This window comes from Bifidobacterium sp. SO1 (genome assembly GCF_018555335.1).
GTDB classification, from domain to species: domain Bacteria; phylum Actinomycetota; class Actinomycetes; order Actinomycetales; family Bifidobacteriaceae; genus Bifidobacterium; species Bifidobacterium simiiventris.
The window spans coordinates 319,703-336,874 of the sequence record NZ_JAFEJR010000001.1 but is presented as its reverse complement, the minus strand read 5'-3'; the positions used below and the strand labels follow the sequence as shown (position 1 = coordinate 336,874).

Annotated in this window: 15 protein-coding genes; 12 read left to right on the top strand and 3 right to left on the bottom strand. The window is 64.5% G+C overall.

Features of this window, described 5'->3' with window-relative positions; all coding sequences use genetic code 11:
• Positions 1-76 precede the first annotated feature (76 nt).
• From pstC to JS541_RS01490, 10 genes are all read left to right on the top strand, one after another.
• Entirely contained in the window at positions 77-1,036 is a 960-nt protein-coding gene (gene pstC, locus JS541_RS01535; RefSeq protein ID WP_214372561.1) for a phosphate ABC transporter permease subunit PstC, read from the top strand.
• On the top strand, positions 1,036-2,034 hold the full coding sequence (gene pstA, locus JS541_RS01530) for a phosphate ABC transporter permease PstA (protein ID WP_214372559.1): 999 nt from the start codon (positions 1,036-1,038) through the stop codon (positions 2,032-2,034). The genes pstC and pstA overlap by 1 nt, the downstream gene beginning before the upstream one ends.
• A 49-nt stretch (positions 2,035-2,083) precedes the next feature.
• Complete coding sequence (gene pstB, locus JS541_RS01525; protein WP_152359196.1) at positions 2,084-2,863, top strand: phosphate ABC transporter ATP-binding protein PstB; 780 nt, start codon at positions 2,084-2,086, stop codon at positions 2,861-2,863.
• A 327-nt stretch (positions 2,864-3,190) separates the two neighbouring features.
• The gene (locus JS541_RS01520) at positions 3,191-4,585 is read left to right on the top strand and encodes an NCS2 family permease (RefSeq protein WP_214372557.1); all 1,395 of its coding nucleotides are present in this window, start codon (positions 3,191-3,193) and stop codon (positions 4,583-4,585) included.
• 273 nt (positions 4,586-4,858) lie between these two features.
• Entirely contained in the window at positions 4,859-6,184 is a 1,326-nt protein-coding gene (locus tag JS541_RS01515) for an MFS transporter (RefSeq protein WP_214372555.1), read from the top strand.
• A 284-nt stretch (positions 6,185-6,468) separates the two neighbouring features.
• The gene (rplJ, locus tag JS541_RS01510; protein WP_214372553.1) at positions 6,469-6,990 is read left to right on the top strand and encodes a 50S ribosomal protein L10; all 522 of its coding nucleotides are present in this window, start codon (positions 6,469-6,471) and stop codon (positions 6,988-6,990) included.
• A 105-nt stretch (positions 6,991-7,095) separates the two neighbouring features.
• Positions 7,096-7,479: a 50S ribosomal protein L7/L12 gene (gene rplL / locus JS541_RS01505; protein ID WP_044089143.1), complete on the top strand. Its 384-nt coding sequence runs from the start codon at positions 7,096-7,098 to the stop codon at positions 7,477-7,479.
• A gap of 177 nt (positions 7,480-7,656) precedes the next feature.
• A complete protein-coding gene (locus tag JS541_RS01500) occupies positions 7,657-8,997 on the top strand; it encodes an FHA domain-containing protein (RefSeq protein ID WP_346428268.1) in 1,341 nt (446 codons plus the stop codon).
• Positions 8,998-9,007: 10 nt separating this feature from the next.
• On the top strand, positions 9,008-12,613 hold the full coding sequence (locus tag JS541_RS01495; protein WP_214372551.1) for a helicase: 3,606 nt from the start codon (positions 9,008-9,010) through the stop codon (positions 12,611-12,613).
• Positions 12,610-12,819 carry a hypothetical protein gene (locus JS541_RS01490; protein ID WP_214372550.1) on the top strand — a complete coding sequence of 70 codons (210 nt, stop codon included), beginning with the start codon at positions 12,610-12,612 and terminating at the stop codon, positions 12,817-12,819. The genes JS541_RS01495 and JS541_RS01490 overlap by 4 nt, the downstream gene beginning before the upstream one ends.
• 287 nt (positions 12,820-13,106) lie before the next feature.
• Here the strand turns inward: JS541_RS01490 and JS541_RS01485 are convergent, their stop codons facing one another.
• From JS541_RS01485 to JS541_RS01475, 3 genes are all read right to left on the bottom strand, one after another.
• Positions 13,107-13,694, bottom strand: coding sequence for an SAF domain-containing protein (locus JS541_RS01485; protein ID WP_214372549.1), 588 nt, complete (start codon positions 13,692-13,694; stop codon positions 13,107-13,109).
• A 174-nt stretch (positions 13,695-13,868) separates the two neighbouring features.
• A complete protein-coding gene (locus tag JS541_RS01480; protein ID WP_214372548.1) occupies positions 13,869-14,066 on the bottom strand; it encodes an FmdB family zinc ribbon protein in 198 nt (65 codons plus the stop codon).
• Between the two features lie 154 nt (positions 14,067-14,220).
• The gene (locus JS541_RS01475; protein WP_346428267.1) at positions 14,221-14,943 is read right to left on the bottom strand and encodes a 5-formyltetrahydrofolate cyclo-ligase; all 723 of its coding nucleotides are present in this window, start codon (positions 14,941-14,943) and stop codon (positions 14,221-14,223) included.
• A gap of 24 nt (positions 14,944-14,967) precedes the next feature.
• Between JS541_RS01475 and JS541_RS01470 the strand changes: the two genes are divergently transcribed.
• Both JS541_RS01470 and JS541_RS01465 read left to right on the top strand, forming a co-directional pair.
• Positions 14,968-15,684, top strand: a complete 717-nt coding sequence (locus JS541_RS01470) for a GNAT family protein (protein ID WP_214372547.1) — start codon at positions 14,968-14,970, stop codon at positions 15,682-15,684.
• A 90-nt stretch (positions 15,685-15,774) separates the two neighbouring features.
• Positions 15,775-17,052 (top strand): hypothetical protein, encoded by a 1,278-nt coding sequence (locus tag JS541_RS01465; RefSeq protein WP_214372545.1) that lies wholly within the window; start codon positions 15,775-15,777, stop codon positions 17,050-17,052.
• Positions 17,053-17,172: the final 120 nt, after the last annotated feature.

Sequence of the window (17,172 nt, the reverse complement as noted above, 5' to 3'; positions counted from 1 at the left end):
ACGCGGCTGCGGCCTACAGGCGGTCAGGCTCCGAATGCGATTCACTCGCATATCGCCCAAATAATAAGGAGAACCTGTGAGTTCGCAAGACAAAGCAGCGGTCACGATGCCTGCTGCGAGCGGCAAGACCGCCGACAAGGTGTTCCGCGTCATCGCGTACGCCTGCGGCATCTTGATCCTCGTGGTGCTCGCCGCCGTGTTCCTCTTCCTGCTCTTCCGCGCGTGGCCGCTCATCGGCGGCAACCAGGCCGACAACAGCAAGACCATCGCCGACTTCACCGGTGGCAAGGCCAACGGCTTCTGGCAGTACGTCGGCCCGCTGCTCTTCGGCACCGTACTCGTGTCTGCTCTCGCGCTGCTGCTGTCGTTCCCGGTGTCGATCGGCATCGCACTGTTCATCTCGCACTACGCGCCCAAGAAGCTCGCCACGGCCCTGAGCTACGTGGTCGACCTGCTTGCCGCTATCCCGTCCGTTATCTACGGTCTGTGGGGCGGCCTGATCCTCGTGCCGGCCATCTACCCGTTCTGGAACTGGGTGGCCACCTACTTCGGCTGGATCCCGCTGTTCGCCGGCCCGGCCGCCAACCCGTCGCGTACCGTCGCGACCGTGGCCGTGGTGCTCGCCGTCATGATCCTGCCGATCATCACCTCCTTGTCGCGCGACATCTTCCTGCAGACCCCGCGTCTGCAGCAGGAAGCCGCCCTCGCGCTCGGCGCGACCAAGTGGGAGATGGTCAAGCTTGCCGTGCTCCCGTTCGGCAAGTCCGGCGTCGTGTCCGCTTCCATGCTGGGTCTTGGCCGTGCACTCGGCGAGACGATGGCCGTGTTGATGATCCTGTCCCCGGGCCTCAACTACTCGTTCAAGCTGCTGCAGGCCTCGCAGAACCAGACGATCGCCGCGAACATCGCCGCGCAGTACCCCGAGGCCAACGACCTCGGCGTGTCGGTGCTAATCGGCACCGGTCTGGTGCTGTTCCTCATCACCTTCGTGGTGAACTACGTCGCCCGCAAGATCACTGAAAAGAAGGTGGGATGATGGCTGACCTGACCCAGGACCCCAAGGCGTCGCTCGAAGGCGCGCCCGTCATCGACTTCGACAAGTTCAAGCCGTCGCGTTCGTTCATCGCGTCCCGCAAGCGCAAGGATCTCATCATGCGCGTGCTCATCTCGCTCGCGTTCGTGATCGCGCTCATCCCGCTGGTCTCCGTGCTGTGGACGACGCTCGTCAACGGCCTCAAGCGTCTGAATCTCAACTTCCTGAGCTTCAACATGACCGGCGTGGTCGGCGGCAACCCGACCCCGTCCGGCGGCTACGGCGGCGTGTTCCACGCGATCATCGGCACGCTCGAGATCACGTTCGGCGCGATGGTCATCTCCATCCCGATCGGTCTGCTGTGCGCCGTCTACCTCGTCGAATACGCGCACGGCGGCAAGCTCGCGCAGACCATCACCCTGCTCGTCGACGTGATGAGCGGTATCCCGTCCATCGTCGCCGGTCTGTTCGCATTCTCGATGTTCACCATCCTCATCGGACCGGGTTCGGTCAACGGCTTCGCGGGTTCCGTCTCGCTGTCCCTGCTGATGCTGCCGACCGTCGTCAAGTCCAGCGAGGAAATGCTCAAGATCGTCCCGGGCGACTTGCGCGAGGCATCGTACGCGCTCGGCGTCACCAAGCAGCGCACGATCACCAAGATCGTGCTGCGCACCGCCCTGCCGGGCATCGTCTCCGGCTGCATTCTCGCCATCGCGCGAGTGATCGGCGAGACCGCGCCGCTGCTCATGACCGCCGGCTACATCGCGTCCACGAACTTCAACCTGTTCGACGGCAAGATGACCACCCTGCCGGTGTACGTCTTCCAGGAGTACTCCAAGCTCAACGCGAACTGCCCGGCCAACGCGACCGTCGCCTGCGTCACCACGATTCCTATGGAGCGTTCGTGGGCTGCCGCACTCGTGCTGATCCTGATCGTCCTCATCCTCAACGGCATCGGCCGACTCGTGGCGAAGGTCTTCGCCGTCAAGTCCGAACGCTGACGCCGCCCGCGATGCAAGAACTTCGGTAAATATCAAATAAGGAATTCACATGGGACAACGCATTGATGTCAACCATCTGAACATCTACTACGGCAACTTCCTCGCCGTGGAAGACGTGAACATCAACATCGAACCGAACAAGGTGACCGCGTTCATCGGACCGTCCGGCTGCGGCAAGTCTACCGTGCTGCGCACCCTCGACCGCATGCACGAGATCATCCCCGGCGCCCACGTCAAGGGCGAGGTGCTGCTCGAAGGCAAGAACCTGTACGACAAGGACGTGGACCCGGTCTCTGTGCGCCGCGACGTCGGCATGGTGTTCCAGCGCCCGAACCCGTTCCCGACGATGTCGATTCGCGAGAACGTGCTCGCCGGCGTGCGCCTGAACAACCGCAAGATCTCGAAGTCCGACGCGGACGACCTGGTCGAGTGGGCGCTGCGCGGCGCGAACCTCTGGAACGAGGTCAAGGATCGTCTTGACAACCCGGGCATCGGCCTGTCCGGTGGCCAGCAGCAGCGCCTGTGCATCGCGCGCGCGGTTGCCGTGCACCCGCAGGTGCTGCTCATGGACGAGCCGTGCTCGGCTCTGGACCCGATCTCGACTTTGGCGGTCGAGGATCTGATTCAGGAGCTCAAGGGCGACTACACGATCGTGATCGTGACCCACAACATGCAGCAGGCCGCCCGTATCGCCGACTACACCGCGTTCTTCAACCTGAAGGCCGTGGGCCAGCCGGGTCACCTCGAGTACTTCGCGGACACCACCACGATGTTCAACAACCCGCAGAACGAAGAGGCCGAGCGTTACGTCTCCGGCCGCTTCGGCTGATCGCGCGACGGATTGAGCCGTCCCGCATGTTTTCGGAAAGCCCCGCCTCGTGCGGGGCTTTCCGTGTTTTCGGACTTTTGGCCCGATTGCTGGCGCGGATTGGGATAACCGAGTCGGGCGCCGGCCTGTGCCGGGGCTCACGATGCGGATTTCGTTCACGAAACCTCCATGACTTGTGACGGTGCTATCGTGGGCGCGTTCGACAAAACGGACGTACGGCGAGTCGCGATTCTCGCCGGGGCCGTGGGTCGTCGGCATCCGTCCGCCACCGCGGACGCACACCGCACGACCGGCCCCTAACAACCCACGAAAAGGAAGCAGAGATATATGGAGAAGTTCTTCCATTTGAAGGAGAACGGCACCACCGTGTCCACTGAGGTCATGGCCGGTCTGACCACGTTCTTCGCGATGAGCTACATCATCGTCGTCAACCCGCAGATCCTGAGCCAGACGGGCATGCCGTGGGGCGGCGTGTTCCTCGCCACGATCATCGCGGCCATCATCGGCACGCTGGTCATGGGCCTGTTCGCCAACGTCCCGTACGCGCAGGCCGCCGGCATGGGCCTCAACGCGTTCTTCACCTACACCGTCTGCTTCGGCCTGGGCTTCACTTGGCAGGAGACGCTGTGCATGGTGTTCCTGTGCGGCCTGATCAACATCGTCATCACCGTCACCAAGATTCGTAAGATGATCATCCAGGCGATCCCGGAGACGCTGCAGCACGCGATCGGCGGCGGCATCGGCTTGTTCGTCGCATACGTTGGCATGCTCAACGTCAGCCTCATCACCTTCACCCCGAAGGATACCAAGGCCGCCGGCAAGGGCCTCGCCACCGGCGCCACCCCGGGCCTCGCCACGCTCAACACCCCTGTGCTGTGGGTGTTCCTCGTCGGTCTGCTGCTCGCCATCGTCTTCACCGTGCTCAAGGTCAAGGGCGGCATGCTGCTCGCCATCGCCATCACCACTCTCGTCGGCATCCCGTTCGGCGTGACCAACTTCGGTCAGTCCGTCTCCATCGGCGAGACCTTCGCCCAGCTGCCGCAGACCTTCGGCGTGATTTTCACCGGCGCCGGCTTCCCGGCCCTGTTCTCCGACGTTGCGCGCCTGCCGCTCGTGATCGTCACGATCTTCGCGTTCTCCATGTCCGACACGTTCGACACGATCGGCACGTTCATCGGCACCGGCCGCCGCACTGGCATCTTCTCCGAGGCCGACGAGAAGGCCCTCGAGAACGGCTCCGGCTTCTCCTCGAAGATGGACAAGGCCCTGTTCGCCGACTCCATCGCCACCTCGATCGGCGCGATCTGCGGCACCTCGAACACCACCACGTACGTCGAGTCCTCCGCGGGCATCGCGGCAGGCGGCCGCACCGGCCTGACCTCCGTGGTCGTCGCGATCTGCTTCGCGCTGTCCGCGTTCCTGTCCCCGATCATCTCCGCCGTGCCGTCCGCCGCGACCGCGGGCGTGCTCGTGATCGTCGGCTGCATGATGGCCGCATCCCTCAAGGAGATCGACTGGAACGACATCACCGAGGCGGTCCCGGCGTTCTTCGCCGCCGTGTTCATGGCGTTCTCGTACTCGATCTCGTACGGCATCGCCGGCGGCTTCATCATGTACTGCATCGTGATGACCTGCAAGAAGAAGGCGAACAAGGTGCACCCGGTGATCTGGGTCGTCGCGATCCTGTTCGTGCTTGACTTCATCCTGAACGCGGTGCTGTGATCGACTGATTGCACCATACAAAACCCCGTGGGAGATTTCCTGCGGGGATTTTTGTATTTGCGCCGCGACAACGGCACCCCGCCGTTCACTATGTGGTCAAAGCCGCCCCTGATGACCGGTTATCGACCACACTCATAAGTCAGCACAGCGGTGTGCGACACCGCTGGCCAAAAGCCCCTGACGCGGATGTCGCATACCCGGTGCGTTTCTCGCGCGGCTGTTGCCTGAATTCATCGCCGGCCGCAATCGAAGATATAGAGGGGAAGACTCATCATGTCCGCATCCGTCGCCGTGGCTCAATCCGCCACCGACAAGGAAAAACGCGATTCCGTGCCTGAAATCATCGCAGCCTCGATGGTCGGCACCGCCATCGAGTTCTACGACAACTACTGCTATTCCATCGCATCCGCCAGCTACTTCGGCGCGATCTTCTTCCCGGGCGCAACCAAGGCGAACCCGGCCATCGGCACCATGCTCGCGTTCCTGACGTTCGCCGTGTCGTTCCTCGCCCGCCCGTTCGGTTCCATGCTGTTCGGCCACTTCGGCGACAAGATCGGCCGCAAGACCACGCTGGTCGTCGCGCTGATGACGATGGGCATCTCGACGTTCCTCGTCGGCTGCCTGCCCGGCTATGAGCAGCTCGGCGTGTTCTCGATCATCATTCTGTGCATCTGCCGCGCCTGCCAGGGTGTCGGCCTCGCCGGCGAATGGTCCGGCGCCGCGCTGGTCGCCACCGAGAACGCCCCCGCCAACAAGCGCGCGCTCTACGGTTCCTTCCCGAACCTCGGTGCCCCGATCGGCTTCTTCTGCGCGTACGGCCTGAACCTGCTACTCGACACCGTGCTCGGCCCCGACCAGATGCAGGCGTGGGGCTGGCGCATCCCGTTCCTGTGCTCCGCGGTGCTGGTCGCCATCGGCCTGTACGTGCGTCTGCACATGACCGAAACCCCGATCTTCCGTCAGGCCGCCGCCGAGGATCGCGTCGTCAAGCACCCGCTGCGCGCCCTGCTGCCGTACTGGAAGGAAGTGCTGCTCGGCACCTTCGCGATGGGCATCACCTACTCGCTGTTCTACGTGCTCGGCACGTGGTCGCTGAGCTACGGCGTGAAGGTCATGAAGCCGGCGTTCACCCAGAACGAGTACCTCGCCATGCAGATGGTGTCGGTGTTCTTCTTCGCGATCTTCATCATCATCTCCTGCCTGTACGCCGACAAGCTCGGCCGCAAGACCGTGCTCATCACCGCGACGCTGTGCACGCTCGTGTTCGGCATCTTCGCCCTGCAGTCGCTGCAGCACAACCCGTTCACCGTGATGCTGTTCCTGTGCGTCGGCTTCTGCTGCATGGGCGCCCTGTTCGGGCCGTGCGGCGCATACCTGCCCGAGCTGTTCCCGACCAGCGTGCGTTACTCCGGCGCCGGCCTGAGCTACAACCTCGCCGCGATCCTCGGCGGCGCGTTCGCCCCGACCATTGCCACCGCGCTCGTGCAGGCGACCGGCACCGTCCAGTCCGTGGGCTGGTACCTCGCCGTGATGTCGGCGCTCGCGCTCGTCGCCCTGTTCCTGATCAAGGAGAGCAAGAACAAGGACTACACGAAGTGATTCGCTGACCACTAGTACGACACGCCCGGGTTTGACGGAAGTCAAGTCCCGGGCGTATTTTATTCATCCGTAAACCACAGACCGTTGGTTTGGGATGCAAATCCCACGAAGTTTGGTTCGCCAAGCCAGCGCAGGTTGAGAAATATGTGCCCGTTCGCGGGATGCCGCAAGTCGCAAGACAAACGCGGTGGATGTTGCTCTGCCTGTGCGCAGGGCTTTTTTATTGCCTTGGCAGCTTGAGTTCCTGACCGAGAAGATCAACGGCCGATCTAGGAAGGAACGCCATGAAGAGGCCCGAAAAGGAAGCGGTGGTCGCTCAGCTTACGGAGCAGTTCCGTAACGCCGATGCCGTCTACCTGACCGAGTACCGCGGGCTTACCGTTCCGCAGGTTTCCGAACTGCGCGAAAAGCTAGGCCGCGATACTTCCTACACTGTGGCTAAGAACACGCTGGCGCGTATCGCCGCCAAGGAAGCGGGCATTGAGGGTCTTGACGACCTGCTCAAGGGCCCGACCGCCATCACCTTCGTGAAGGGCGACTTCATTGAGGCTGCGAAGGTCCTGCGTGACTTTGCCAAGACCAACAAGGCTCTCGTTATCTCGGGCGGCTATGCCGATGGCACCGTCTACGACGGCGAGGGTGCGAAGAAGCTGGCGGACATGATGTCTCGCCCGCAGCTGCTCGCCAAGTTCGCCGGCGACCTCAAGGCCACGACCTCCAAGGCCGCGTACCTGTTCGTCGCTCTGCCGACCAAGGCCGTGCGTACGATCGACGCCCTGCGCGAGAAGCAGGAAAAGGCAGCTTGATCCCCATGCGGCTCGCCGCATGAACCATTCGGAAAACAAACAAAACATTGAGACGGTGCGCCGGCATGAGCACGCGGGCCGCCGCCAGAATGAAAGGAAGCCATCATGGCTAAGTACACCAACGAAGAGCTGCTGGAAGCTTTCGGTGAAATGACCCTCGTCGAGCTCTCCGAGTTCGTCAAGGCCTTCGAGGAGAAGTTTGACGTCGAGGCTGCCGCTCCGGTCGCCGCTGTCGCCGCTGCTCCGGCCGCTGGCGCTGCCGCTGAGGAAGAGGAGAAGACCGAGTTCGACGTCGTCCTGACCGCTGTCGGCGACAAGAAGATCCAGGTCATCAAGGCCGTCAAGGCCATCACCAACGCTGGCCTGGCTGACGCCAAGGCCATGGTTGACGGCGCTCCGAAGGCCATCCTCGAGAAGGCCAAGAAGGAAGACGCCGAGAAGGCCAAGGCTCAGCTGGAAGAGGCTGGCGCCACCGTCGAGCTCAAGTAATACACGCGGGAGTGAAGCCCGCACATTACCAAGCTTTTGCAAACACCCCGTCATCGCGCTGCACGCGCGGAGGCGGGGTTTTTGCGAATAAACGCGCAATGTCGAGAGAAACATGACACAATGGCACGTAGCATATTGGCAGAAGTCCCGTTGGAAGGCAGAAAGGAAGGCTGCGCGGTGAGTGATGAACAGCGGTCTCGCAGGTGGCTGGTGAAGGTCAAGAGCTGCGATCAGGTGAGCGTGCTGCCGTCCGAAAGCCTGGAGATCGGACGCAAGCCGATCCGTCCGCTGCCGGATGACGGCACCCCGCGGTTCGAGGTGAACGACGAGACCCGCTCGATGTCCAAGCGTCACGCGGTGCTGCGTGTGCTCGCGAACGGATCGGCGACGCTGCGCGACATGCGTTCGACGAACGGCACGTATCTGGTACGCGACGACGGCCGGCTGGTGCGTCTGCCGGCGGACGTGGATTTTCCGATGCCGTCCGCTGCGGTGCGTATGCAGTTCGGCGACGTGCCGGTCGATTTCGTGCAGGTCGAGGAAGCGGCGGAACCCGAACCGTCCGTGACCGACCTGTTCGAGTATGCGACCGACGACGGCAAGCCGGCCGAGCCCGACGTGGCCGACATGTCGGTGGACGATATTCTCGACCTGCGTGCCGGCGAGCCGACCAGCGCGCTCGACGCAAGCAGCGTGGAGGCGCGCGCCAAAGCGCTGCGCGCGGCCGCCCTGCAGAGCTTTACGCCGATGGTCGCGCCGGTCGAGGATCCGAACCGTCCGGTCGCCATCGCCGATCCCGTGCCGCTGCACGTCGAACAGCCCAAGCGCGAGGAACCGCGCGACCTGTTCGTGGACGCGCTGTCGACCGCGTCCGGCGTGAGCGCGGACGGGATTGATACGCCGAAGGACGAGCATGTTTCGCCGGAACCGGCGCAGAACATCGACGAGGCGACCTTGCCGGTGGCGACCCGTATTCCGGTGCTCGACACCACACCGCTTGACACGTTCGACCCGCATCCGGTCGAACAGCATTCGGACGTCGCGCAGCCGGCAGAACCGGAGGCGATCCCGCAGTCCGAGACCGCCGCGCAGTCCGAACCGACGGCATCGGCCGATCAGACGCAGCCCGAGCAGTCCACACAGCCGGCCGTACAGTCCGACCAGCAGTCCGCGCAGCCGACGGTCGGCGAACCGTCCGAACCGGAGACGACCGCCGCGTATACTCCGGTGTTCGAGCCGGGTTCGGTGTTCGATCGCGTCGCCAAAGGCGAATTCCGCAAGCCGGAACCCACCGTCGAGATCGACGGTCTGACCTCCGACGAGGCCAAGCACACCACCGACTTCACGGTGCAGTTCAGCATGGCCGCCCATCGCCAGTTGCTGCCGTTCCTCGCCATGAACCCGTCGCTGTACGACGACCTGTACGCATGGTTGTCGGCCCGAGGTGACGCCGACATCGACGCGGCGCTCGCCGACAATCCCGGATACCAGGAATACCGCCACGCGGTAGGCAAGTGAGGCCACATCCATGAGTGAGAACACCACGAACGCGCCATTGGCCGACATCCGAGCCTGGCGTGAGCAATACCGCGACGGACTTGACCCCTCGCCGCTGGAGAACATCGGTCAGCTCAACGTCAAACTCGACCTGACGCACGCGCACCCCTCCGGCATCGCCCAGCTGTTCGCCAGCGGCCACGCCCCGATGGACGCGTTGTTCCGCGACACGGCCATGCGCCGCGCCGCCGGACGTCGCATCGAACGCGTGCTGGACGACAAGGCCACGCGCGCACGCGTCAGCGGTGTGTCCGAACTCTCGCTCGCGGTCGGCGTGGCCGACTGGGATGGCAACCAGATGCCCGTGTTGCTGTATCCGGTCGACGTGACGCGCGATGAGAATGGCCTGCGCGCAACGATCCGCTTCACTGGCCGTGTCGAACTCAACCCGGCGTTCGTCGCGGCGATGCGTGAACACGGCGTGACGGTGAGCGCCGACGATCTGTTCGACGGCTCGCACTACGCGAACGGCACGCCCGACACCGCCGCGGTGTTCGGCGCGATCACTGATCTGGCGACCGAAGCGTTCCCCGATTTCACGATCGAACGCCAGCTTGTCGTCGGCTGCTTCGTGGATCCCTCGTCGATGGTGCTCGCCGAAAGCCAGCGCATCGTCGACCAACTTGAGCAAGGCCGCACCGGCAACCGCATGCTCGACGCACTCGCCGGATACGAGGATGCCGTCAGCGAACTCAAGGGCGAGGCGATGCCCGACTATAGTCCGTTCGACGCCGACCCGCACACCGAATACGAGATCGGCGACGTTGACAACAAGGTGCGGTACGCTGCGAACATGGCCGCGACCGGACGCAGCCTGTTCGTCGACAGCGAGGTCGGCAAGGACAGCGCCGACCAGGCGGCCGCGATCGCGTCACGCTGCGTAATGACCGGGCACACCGTGCTGTACGTGCCGTGCGTGGCCGATCAGAAGCGCCGCTTCCAGCAGGCGGTGCGCGAAGGCGAGATGGGCGGTCAGATGCTCGATATCGCCGACGCGAAGGCCGCCGCCGACATCGACCGTCAGCTCATCGCCGCGGTCGGCTTCCATCCGGGGGTCGCCTCCTCCCGTTTCGACCAGTTGTCTGACGAACTCGTCGGCGTGCGCTCGCGCCTGACCCGCTATCTCGGTGACCTGCACGGCACCAACGAGCAGTGGGGCGTCTCCGCATACCAGACCATCCAGAATCTCGCCAACATCGCCGCGCTGCCCACGCACCCGGCCACGCATGTGCGCCTGCAGCCGCAGGCCGCCCATTCAGTCGCCTCGAATCTGGACGAATGGGCCGGCAAGCTGCGCCGCGCCGCCGAACTCGGCGAATTCACCATCGGCCCCGAGGACACCGCGTGGTTCAAGGCCTCGCTCAACAGCGAGGAGGAAGCGATCAACGCCTACCAGCATGTGGTCGACCTGCTCAACACGCTGCTGCCAGCCACGCGCGAACAGGTCACGTCCACCGTGCAGGCGTGCGGCTTCCCGGTGCCGAACACGGCGCGCGAATGGGGCCGGCAGGTCATGGTGCTCAAGAACCTGCGCCGCGTGCTCGACGTATTCCAGCCCGAGATCTTCGAGCGCGACATCGACTCGATGATCGAGGCGAGTAAGCCGAAGGCCGAGCGCAAGGCCGAAGGCACGTCGATGGGCTTCTGGGAGCGTCGCCGCCACATCAAGGAGGCCAAGAGCCTGCTTCGCGTCGGCGCCCAGGTCGAAAACCTGCACGAGGCTTTGAAGGTCGTTTCCAAACAGGCCGACCAGTGGCGCATGTTCGTGCCGCATGGCGGCTGGCCGGTGCTGCCGCCCAAGCTCGACGCGATCATCGAGACTCAGGAGGCCCTGTCGGCCGGCATGACCGCGCTTGACACGGTGCTGGCGACCACCCCGGCCGGTGGCAACATCGACGCGGTGGACTTCAACGACGTCGAGACGCGGCTCAAGGCGCTCTACGACGACCGTCATGCGCTCGACACGCTGCCGGAACGCTGCTGCCTGGAACAGGAGTTCCAGTCGGTCGGACTGACCGAACTGGTCGACGACCTGCACAATCGCCGCGTCGACGCGGATGCGGTCGCCGGCGAACTGCAGCTTGCGTGGTGGACGACCGTGTTCGAGAACATCGTGCAGTCGTCCGCGATCATCTCGAACCAGGACGGTTCGGCCATGCAGGCCGCGGCCGACCGGTTCGCCCAGGTCGACGTCGAGCACGTGCGTTCGATCGGCCCGATGGTCGCGCAGGAATCCATGCGCAAGCTGTCCGATCTGTTGTTCTCGCGCACGCAGGAGGCGAACCAGCTGCACACGGTGCTCGCCGGATCGGCTTCCCGTGCCTCGTTCGCGCGCGTGCAGCGCGACTACGGGCAGATCCTCGCCGCCGCCAAGCCCATCCTCATCGCGACCCCGTCCACGTTAGCCGCGCTCACCGGGCCAGCCCCGGTCGCCGATGTCGTCATCATCGATGCCGGCGCGCACATGCCCGCCATCGAACTGCTGACGATCCTCGCCCGCGCCCGCAGCGTGGTCGTGCTCGCGCACCGCGCCACGGTCACGTCAGCGTCTCTCGCCAAGCTCATCGGGCTGCTGCCCGGGGTCGAGGCCGGTACGCATCCGGTGCGCCGCTCGCCTAAGCTCACCGCGTTCCTCGAGACGCACGGCTACGGCGAGGTGAGCCACGACGCGGCCACCGTGCAGGGGTACGTGCGATTCCATCCCGTCGACGGCAGCGGCGTGCCGGTGATGAGCTCCGGTCTGGTCGAATCCAGCCAGCAGGAGATCGAGGAAGTCGTGCGTCTCATCACTGAGCGCGCCGGCACCTTCACCATCGTGCCTGCAAGCTACGTGCTGACCGTTGTGAGCCTGACCGACACGTTCCGTTCACGGCTCGGCGCCGAACTGAAGACGCTGGCTTCGCGCGACAAGACGATGGGACGATTCCTGCGCCACGTACGTATCGTGAACATCACCGAGGTCGCCGGGGCACATGCCACCGACGCGATCGTTGCGATCAGCTACGCCAAGACCACGCACGGATGGCTGCTGCAGCAGTTCGGCACGCTGGAGATCGAGAACGGGCAGAACCTGCTGCTCGACGCGCTCGCGCTCGCCGACCGCAACGTGGACATCACCGCCGCGTTCACGGCGGCCGATCTGGACGAGGATCGCATTCACCAGAGCGGTCCGAAGATGCTCAAGGCCGTGCTTGAATGGGCCGGCCAGCTCACGCAGGATTCGGTCAGCGCCTCGCCGGCTCCGATCGACGGCAACGTGCTGTTCGACGATCTGGCTGAGAGACTGCGTATGCGCGGGCTGAACGTGGCCGTCAACTACGGGTTTGACCGTGGCCTGCGCATCCCGTTGGTCGTAGGTGTCAACGGCAAGCCGTTCGCGTTGGCCGTGCTGACCGACGATGTGCAGTTCATGAGCACCCAGTCCACGCGCGACCGTCACCGTCTCATGATGCAGAACCTGACGACGTTGGGATGGTCGGTCATGACCGTGTGGAGCGTTGCCGCGTTCGTCAACCCGGACAAGGAAGTCGACCGCATCGTCTCGCGCATCAGCGAACTGTACCAGGAGACGCGATGAACGATCAGCCCGCCTATGATCCCAATCGCCGCACCACGCGCAAGCACCGGCGTGTGGTGTTTCATGGCACCGAACTGTTCGACGCCGACGGCGTCAAGCTCGAACCCGGCGACATGACCACCGCCGCCCAGCGCGACGCCGACGACGACAAGCGCATCCTCGGAGAGCTGCCGCCGCATTGGGGTATCTTCAACGACAAGCGCTGAAGATACCCCAATGCGGCGGCCTTCGCGAGTTGCCTGTCTTGCAACTCACTCACCTCGCCTACAGACAGTCCACTGGACTGTCTGTTTGACGGCTCGGCGCATTGGGACATCTTCAACGACAAGCGCTGAACATGCTATGGTATCGCCGCACCACGGCGATACCAGCCGGCGGAGCCTCAGCCCCTCGGCTGCAGGGGCTGTCCACTCTTGAGTTCTCAAACAACTGCTCGCCTCTCGCGGAGGGAGTTGGATTGGAACGCAGCGCGCAAGCGCGCCGCTCGACCTCGCTACCGCGTCACTGCCACGATGGCGCCGGCCTCCTGTGCGGCCATCACCCGCAACGCGTCCACGGCGCTCATGGCCAGTGGCGTCGTGGACACGGCCGCATAGCCGTTCGAGGTACGTCCTGCGCTCGTACCTAAACGCATCACCATGGCCCGTTCCACCAGCACACAGGCATCTGAACTCGGCCCGTCATCGGCCGCATCCGTACATCCCGTAGCCGAAGCCAACGCGATCTCATCACCGTTCATCAGCGCGTCCCCATCACTCGCCAGACGCACCTCGATCACGGTGAATCCGTCCGGTATCGTCGGCTGGTCGCGAATCATCGGACGGTACATCGGCTGTCCGGCGACGATGTCGACCTGCGCGATCCCACGCAGACCGTCCAACGAATCGAGCGCGTCCTCCAGCACAGCGCCATCGCCGATCGGCCATTGAGCCAATCGCAGCATACCGGCCTCGATCGCCGTGCCCCGCTCGATATCGACTGCGGCGACCACCACCGTGCGCGTGGCCACCGTTCCCAGCACGCACATCAGCGCGGCGAGCATCGTCAAACCGGCCGCGGCCGCACACGCGACTCGCCGCATCGCATACGTGAATCTGCGTCGTCGCAGACTCCTTGCCGGTCCGACTAAGCGGCCCAGCGAATCAAAAAAATCCGTCACCATCTCATGATGATGACGGATGCGAAATGCATTACGCAAGCCGAAACGGGGTATGTGGTCGAAAGGTCGAGTTATCCACATTCCGGCGTGTCGAGGTCACTTGGACTTGGAACCCGAACCGCTATCGGTGCGGTAGAATCCGCTGCCCTTGAACTCGATGGGCACGGCGGAGAACACCTTGCGCACCTGCTCCTTGCCGCACTGGGGGCAGACGGTGATCGGGTCGTCGCTGAACGACTGCTGCTCGGTGAAATCGTAGTTACAGCTCTTGCAACGGTAATGGTACGTAGGCACGGCTCTTCCTCCACGTCAAACGGTTCATCACGATACTCAACGAATCATTATCCTAATCGCAAGCCCGACAGCAGCGACAGAAGTTCTCGCATGGCTGGACATGGCCGCCGTGAACGCGCACACCGACGGGATTCGCCCGCCGCCGCACACGTTGTCAGCGCAACGTCAGCAGCCCGTCCGGCGTCAGCGCGGATTCGACCGGGATGTCGTGCGCCTCGCGGGGAAGCGGGCCCTCCACGACCTCCCAGGGCCAGCAGACCGTGACGGTGTGTGCGGCCGGATCAAGCCATTCGAGCGCACGATCGTACCAGCCGCCGCCGCGACCGAGTCGTGTGCCGGCATGATCGACCATGAGCGCGGGCAGGATGACCAGATCGGCGTCGCGCAATGCCTCCTTGCTGAATACGCGCGTATGCACCGGCTCGTCAGGACGCGTATGCTTACGCGGGGAGGACGCGAGACGATCAGACATGCCGCCTCTCGCCGGCGTCGCATCGCCGCCGACCGCGCGCAGATCATCCAGCGACGCCAGCTCGCCCCAGCCCACGTCCATGCCGCTGCCCAGCATCGGCACCAGCAGCCGCACGCCTCGCTCCAGCAACGCTTGCAGCAACGATTGCATCGGAATCTCGCTGCCCATCGACACATACGCGGCCACCGTGTTGCCCGCCCCATACTGTGCGATCAACGATTGCGAGACGGCCGCCAGCCGTTCGCCGGCCCGAGCGCGATCCTCGAGCGGCACCGACTTGCGTCGCGCGATCGCCGCCTTGCGCAACGCCCGCTTGCGTTCGGCCTCGCCGCTCATATCGTCCGCCGCACGGCCGATCCCGTCCGGCTGTATCCGCATGTTCTGCATACGCACGTTGTACCACACTGCACCATCGCACGCTCGCCGGCGATGTCATCGTGGCACAATGGGGGCGTGTCAGTTTTCCAATCGTTGCGGGCGGTTTTCCACCCCTCGGATGCGCCGGCGATCCGTATGCCCGCGCGGCTGCCCGAACGGCCGGTGATCGTCGCGTCGGGTGGCGTCGCCGCGCAGCCGCCGATTTACTTGCGCCCGCTGACCCTCGACGACGAGGACGAGTGGAACGCCGTTCGCTGGGACAATCGCGACTGGCTCGCCCCCTGGGATTCCGGCGACCCGACGCACGGCGCGCCGCTCACTTTCAACACGTGGATCCAACGTCAACGTCGCAGCGAGGAACAGGGTGCAGGCGCACTGTTCGGCATCATCCACAACGGCCGCATCGTCGGCCAGATCTCGCTCGGCGCGATCAGCTACGGTTCGATGCGCACCGGTGTCGTCGGCTACTGGGTGTCGCGGCAGGTCGCCGGCCACGGCTTCGCGCCGCTCGCGCTCGCCCTGCTCGCCGACTGGGCGCTCGCCGATCCGGACGGCCCGAGGCTGCACCGGCTCGAGATCGCGATCCTGCCCGAGAACTATCGTTCGCGCCGCGTGGTCGAGAAGATCGGCGCGCATCACGAGGGATTGCGCCCCAAATACATGTACATCAATGGTCGGTGGCGCGACCACGAAACGTACAGCCTGCTCGCCGAGGACGCGGGGGAGGGCTTCGCGGCCCGGCTGATGGCGGCTCGGCGGAGCGCGTGACCCGTCTGCTCGCGGCGCGTTTGCGACACGTTCACGACACGCCCGAGCGCAATTCTCGATTTGTGCCCGGCCTCTCCTATTCTTAAGGGCATGGGTTACGAGTCGTTAAGTGCTGTGGTGGTACTGGCGATATTCGTAATCATCATGGTTGGCTGGCTGCCTGTGCGGACGGCCAAAGGCATGAGAAAAGTGGCGGAGCACCGTGAGGACAAGTACTCGTCGTCGCTGCACCTGATCAGTGCAAACGATGGCACGCGGTTCTGTGACGAGCACACGCCGCAGGCGAAAGGGATTATTATGCAGTCTGACCCGAAATACACGGCGGAACGTGTCGCCCGTGTGCGGCAGCTTCGTCGCGCAGCGATTCGTCGTCGCCGTATGCTTGTCGTGTCGCTGCTGGCCATCACCGTCGTGGTGCTCGCCATCGCTTTCCCGCTCAAGTTCAGCCCGTTGTTCGCGTTGATCCCGTTCACCCTGACGTTGGTGGTGGTCGCGTTGGGCGCCCGCGCCGCGGCTCAGGCCCGCGCATGGGAGCGCAAGGTCGCCGCCTCGCGTGCACAGACCAGAAAAGCCAAGAAGACGCCGGCGCAGACGGTAGTTGAATCCGCGGCGCAAGCTGCCCGGCAGATCCATGATGTGAAGCCGGCCAGCGGTGCGGCCTCGGTTGACGGTGCGGTTCAGACCCGCGTGGACGAACCGGACACGCATGTGATGGAACAGCGCGAGATCAGGCGAGCCTTGGAGCAGGCACGTCGCGAACAGGCGCAGGCGTTCGCCGAGCGCGAGGCCCGTCGCCGGAACGAGGAACGGGCAGCCGCTCAGGTTGCAACCGAGCCGGTGCGGGAATCCTCCGACCCGTCCCAGGCCACTATCGCCGACGAGCTGCCGGTCGATTCCGTCGCGGAATCAGCCCAGGTCGTCTCGACGAGCGAATCCGTCCAATCCGATGAGCAGGTGCCGGACGAGACGAGCGAACTGGCCCATGTGAGCCCGTCCCGCGCGCTCGATGCGTTCGACATGGCGTCCGGACAGGATCTGATCTCGTTCTCGCTGGGTACGCCGCGCAACGGCGTGGACGTGTCCGTCCCCGCGCCGGAAAGTTTGGAGATCAAGTCGGCCAAGCAGGTCGCCAAGGCCGTGCCGGTCGAGCAGAACGCGGCCGAGTCCGTCGCCGAGCCGGCAGTCGAACCGACCGAAGACGCCACACCGGCCGATGATGCGACCAAGTCTGATCAGACCGCCGAAACGGTCAACGACACGGCCGCCTTCCACGCTTCGGAAGAACAGGGTGCGGTCGACGCACCCGAGGCGACGTCCGACTCGCTGGGCAACGGTCTCGAGGCGATCCTCGCTCGCCGATCTGTCTGACCGCACGAGGCCGGCCATACGAGGCCGACACCGCAGCACATGAGGCTCCCGAACGGGAGCCTTTCGCCGTTTCCGGGGCGTTTCACTCTCAGCGTTAGCACTCGAGTTGGCAGAGTGCTA

What these genes read in the sequence shown, in the direction of transcription:
- pstA (WP_214372559.1), top strand. Translation starts at nt 1,036, where the DNA reads ATGGCTGACCTGACCCAGGACCCCAAGGCGTCGCTCGAAGGCGCGCCC.
- pstB (WP_152359196.1), top strand. Translation starts at nt 2,084, where the DNA reads ATGGGACAACGCATTGATGTCAACCATCTGAACATCTACTACGGCAAC.
- JS541_RS01520 (WP_214372557.1), top strand. Translation starts at nt 3,191, where the DNA reads ATGGAGAAGTTCTTCCATTTGAAGGAGAACGGCACCACCGTGTCCACT.
- JS541_RS01515 (WP_214372555.1), top strand. Translation starts at nt 4,859, where the DNA reads ATGTCCGCATCCGTCGCCGTGGCTCAATCCGCCACCGACAAGGAAAAA.
- rplJ (WP_214372553.1), top strand. Translation starts at nt 6,469, where the DNA reads ATGAAGAGGCCCGAAAAGGAAGCGGTGGTCGCTCAGCTTACGGAGCAG.
- rplL (WP_044089143.1), top strand. Translation starts at nt 7,096, where the DNA reads ATGGCTAAGTACACCAACGAAGAGCTGCTGGAAGCTTTCGGTGAAATG.
- JS541_RS01495 (WP_214372551.1), top strand. Translation starts at nt 9,008, where the DNA reads ATGAGTGAGAACACCACGAACGCGCCATTGGCCGACATCCGAGCCTGG.
- JS541_RS01490 (WP_214372550.1), top strand. Translation starts at nt 12,610, where the DNA reads ATGAACGATCAGCCCGCCTATGATCCCAATCGCCGCACCACGCGCAAG.
- JS541_RS01485 (WP_214372549.1), bottom strand. Translation starts at nt 13,694, where the DNA reads ATGCGGCGAGTCGCGTGTGCGGCCGCGGCCGGTTTGACGATGCTCGCC.
- JS541_RS01470 (WP_214372547.1), top strand. Translation starts at nt 14,968, where the DNA reads ATGTCATCGTGGCACAATGGGGGCGTGTCAGTTTTCCAATCGTTGCGG.
- JS541_RS01465 (WP_214372545.1), top strand. Translation starts at nt 15,775, where the DNA reads ATGGGTTACGAGTCGTTAAGTGCTGTGGTGGTACTGGCGATATTCGTA.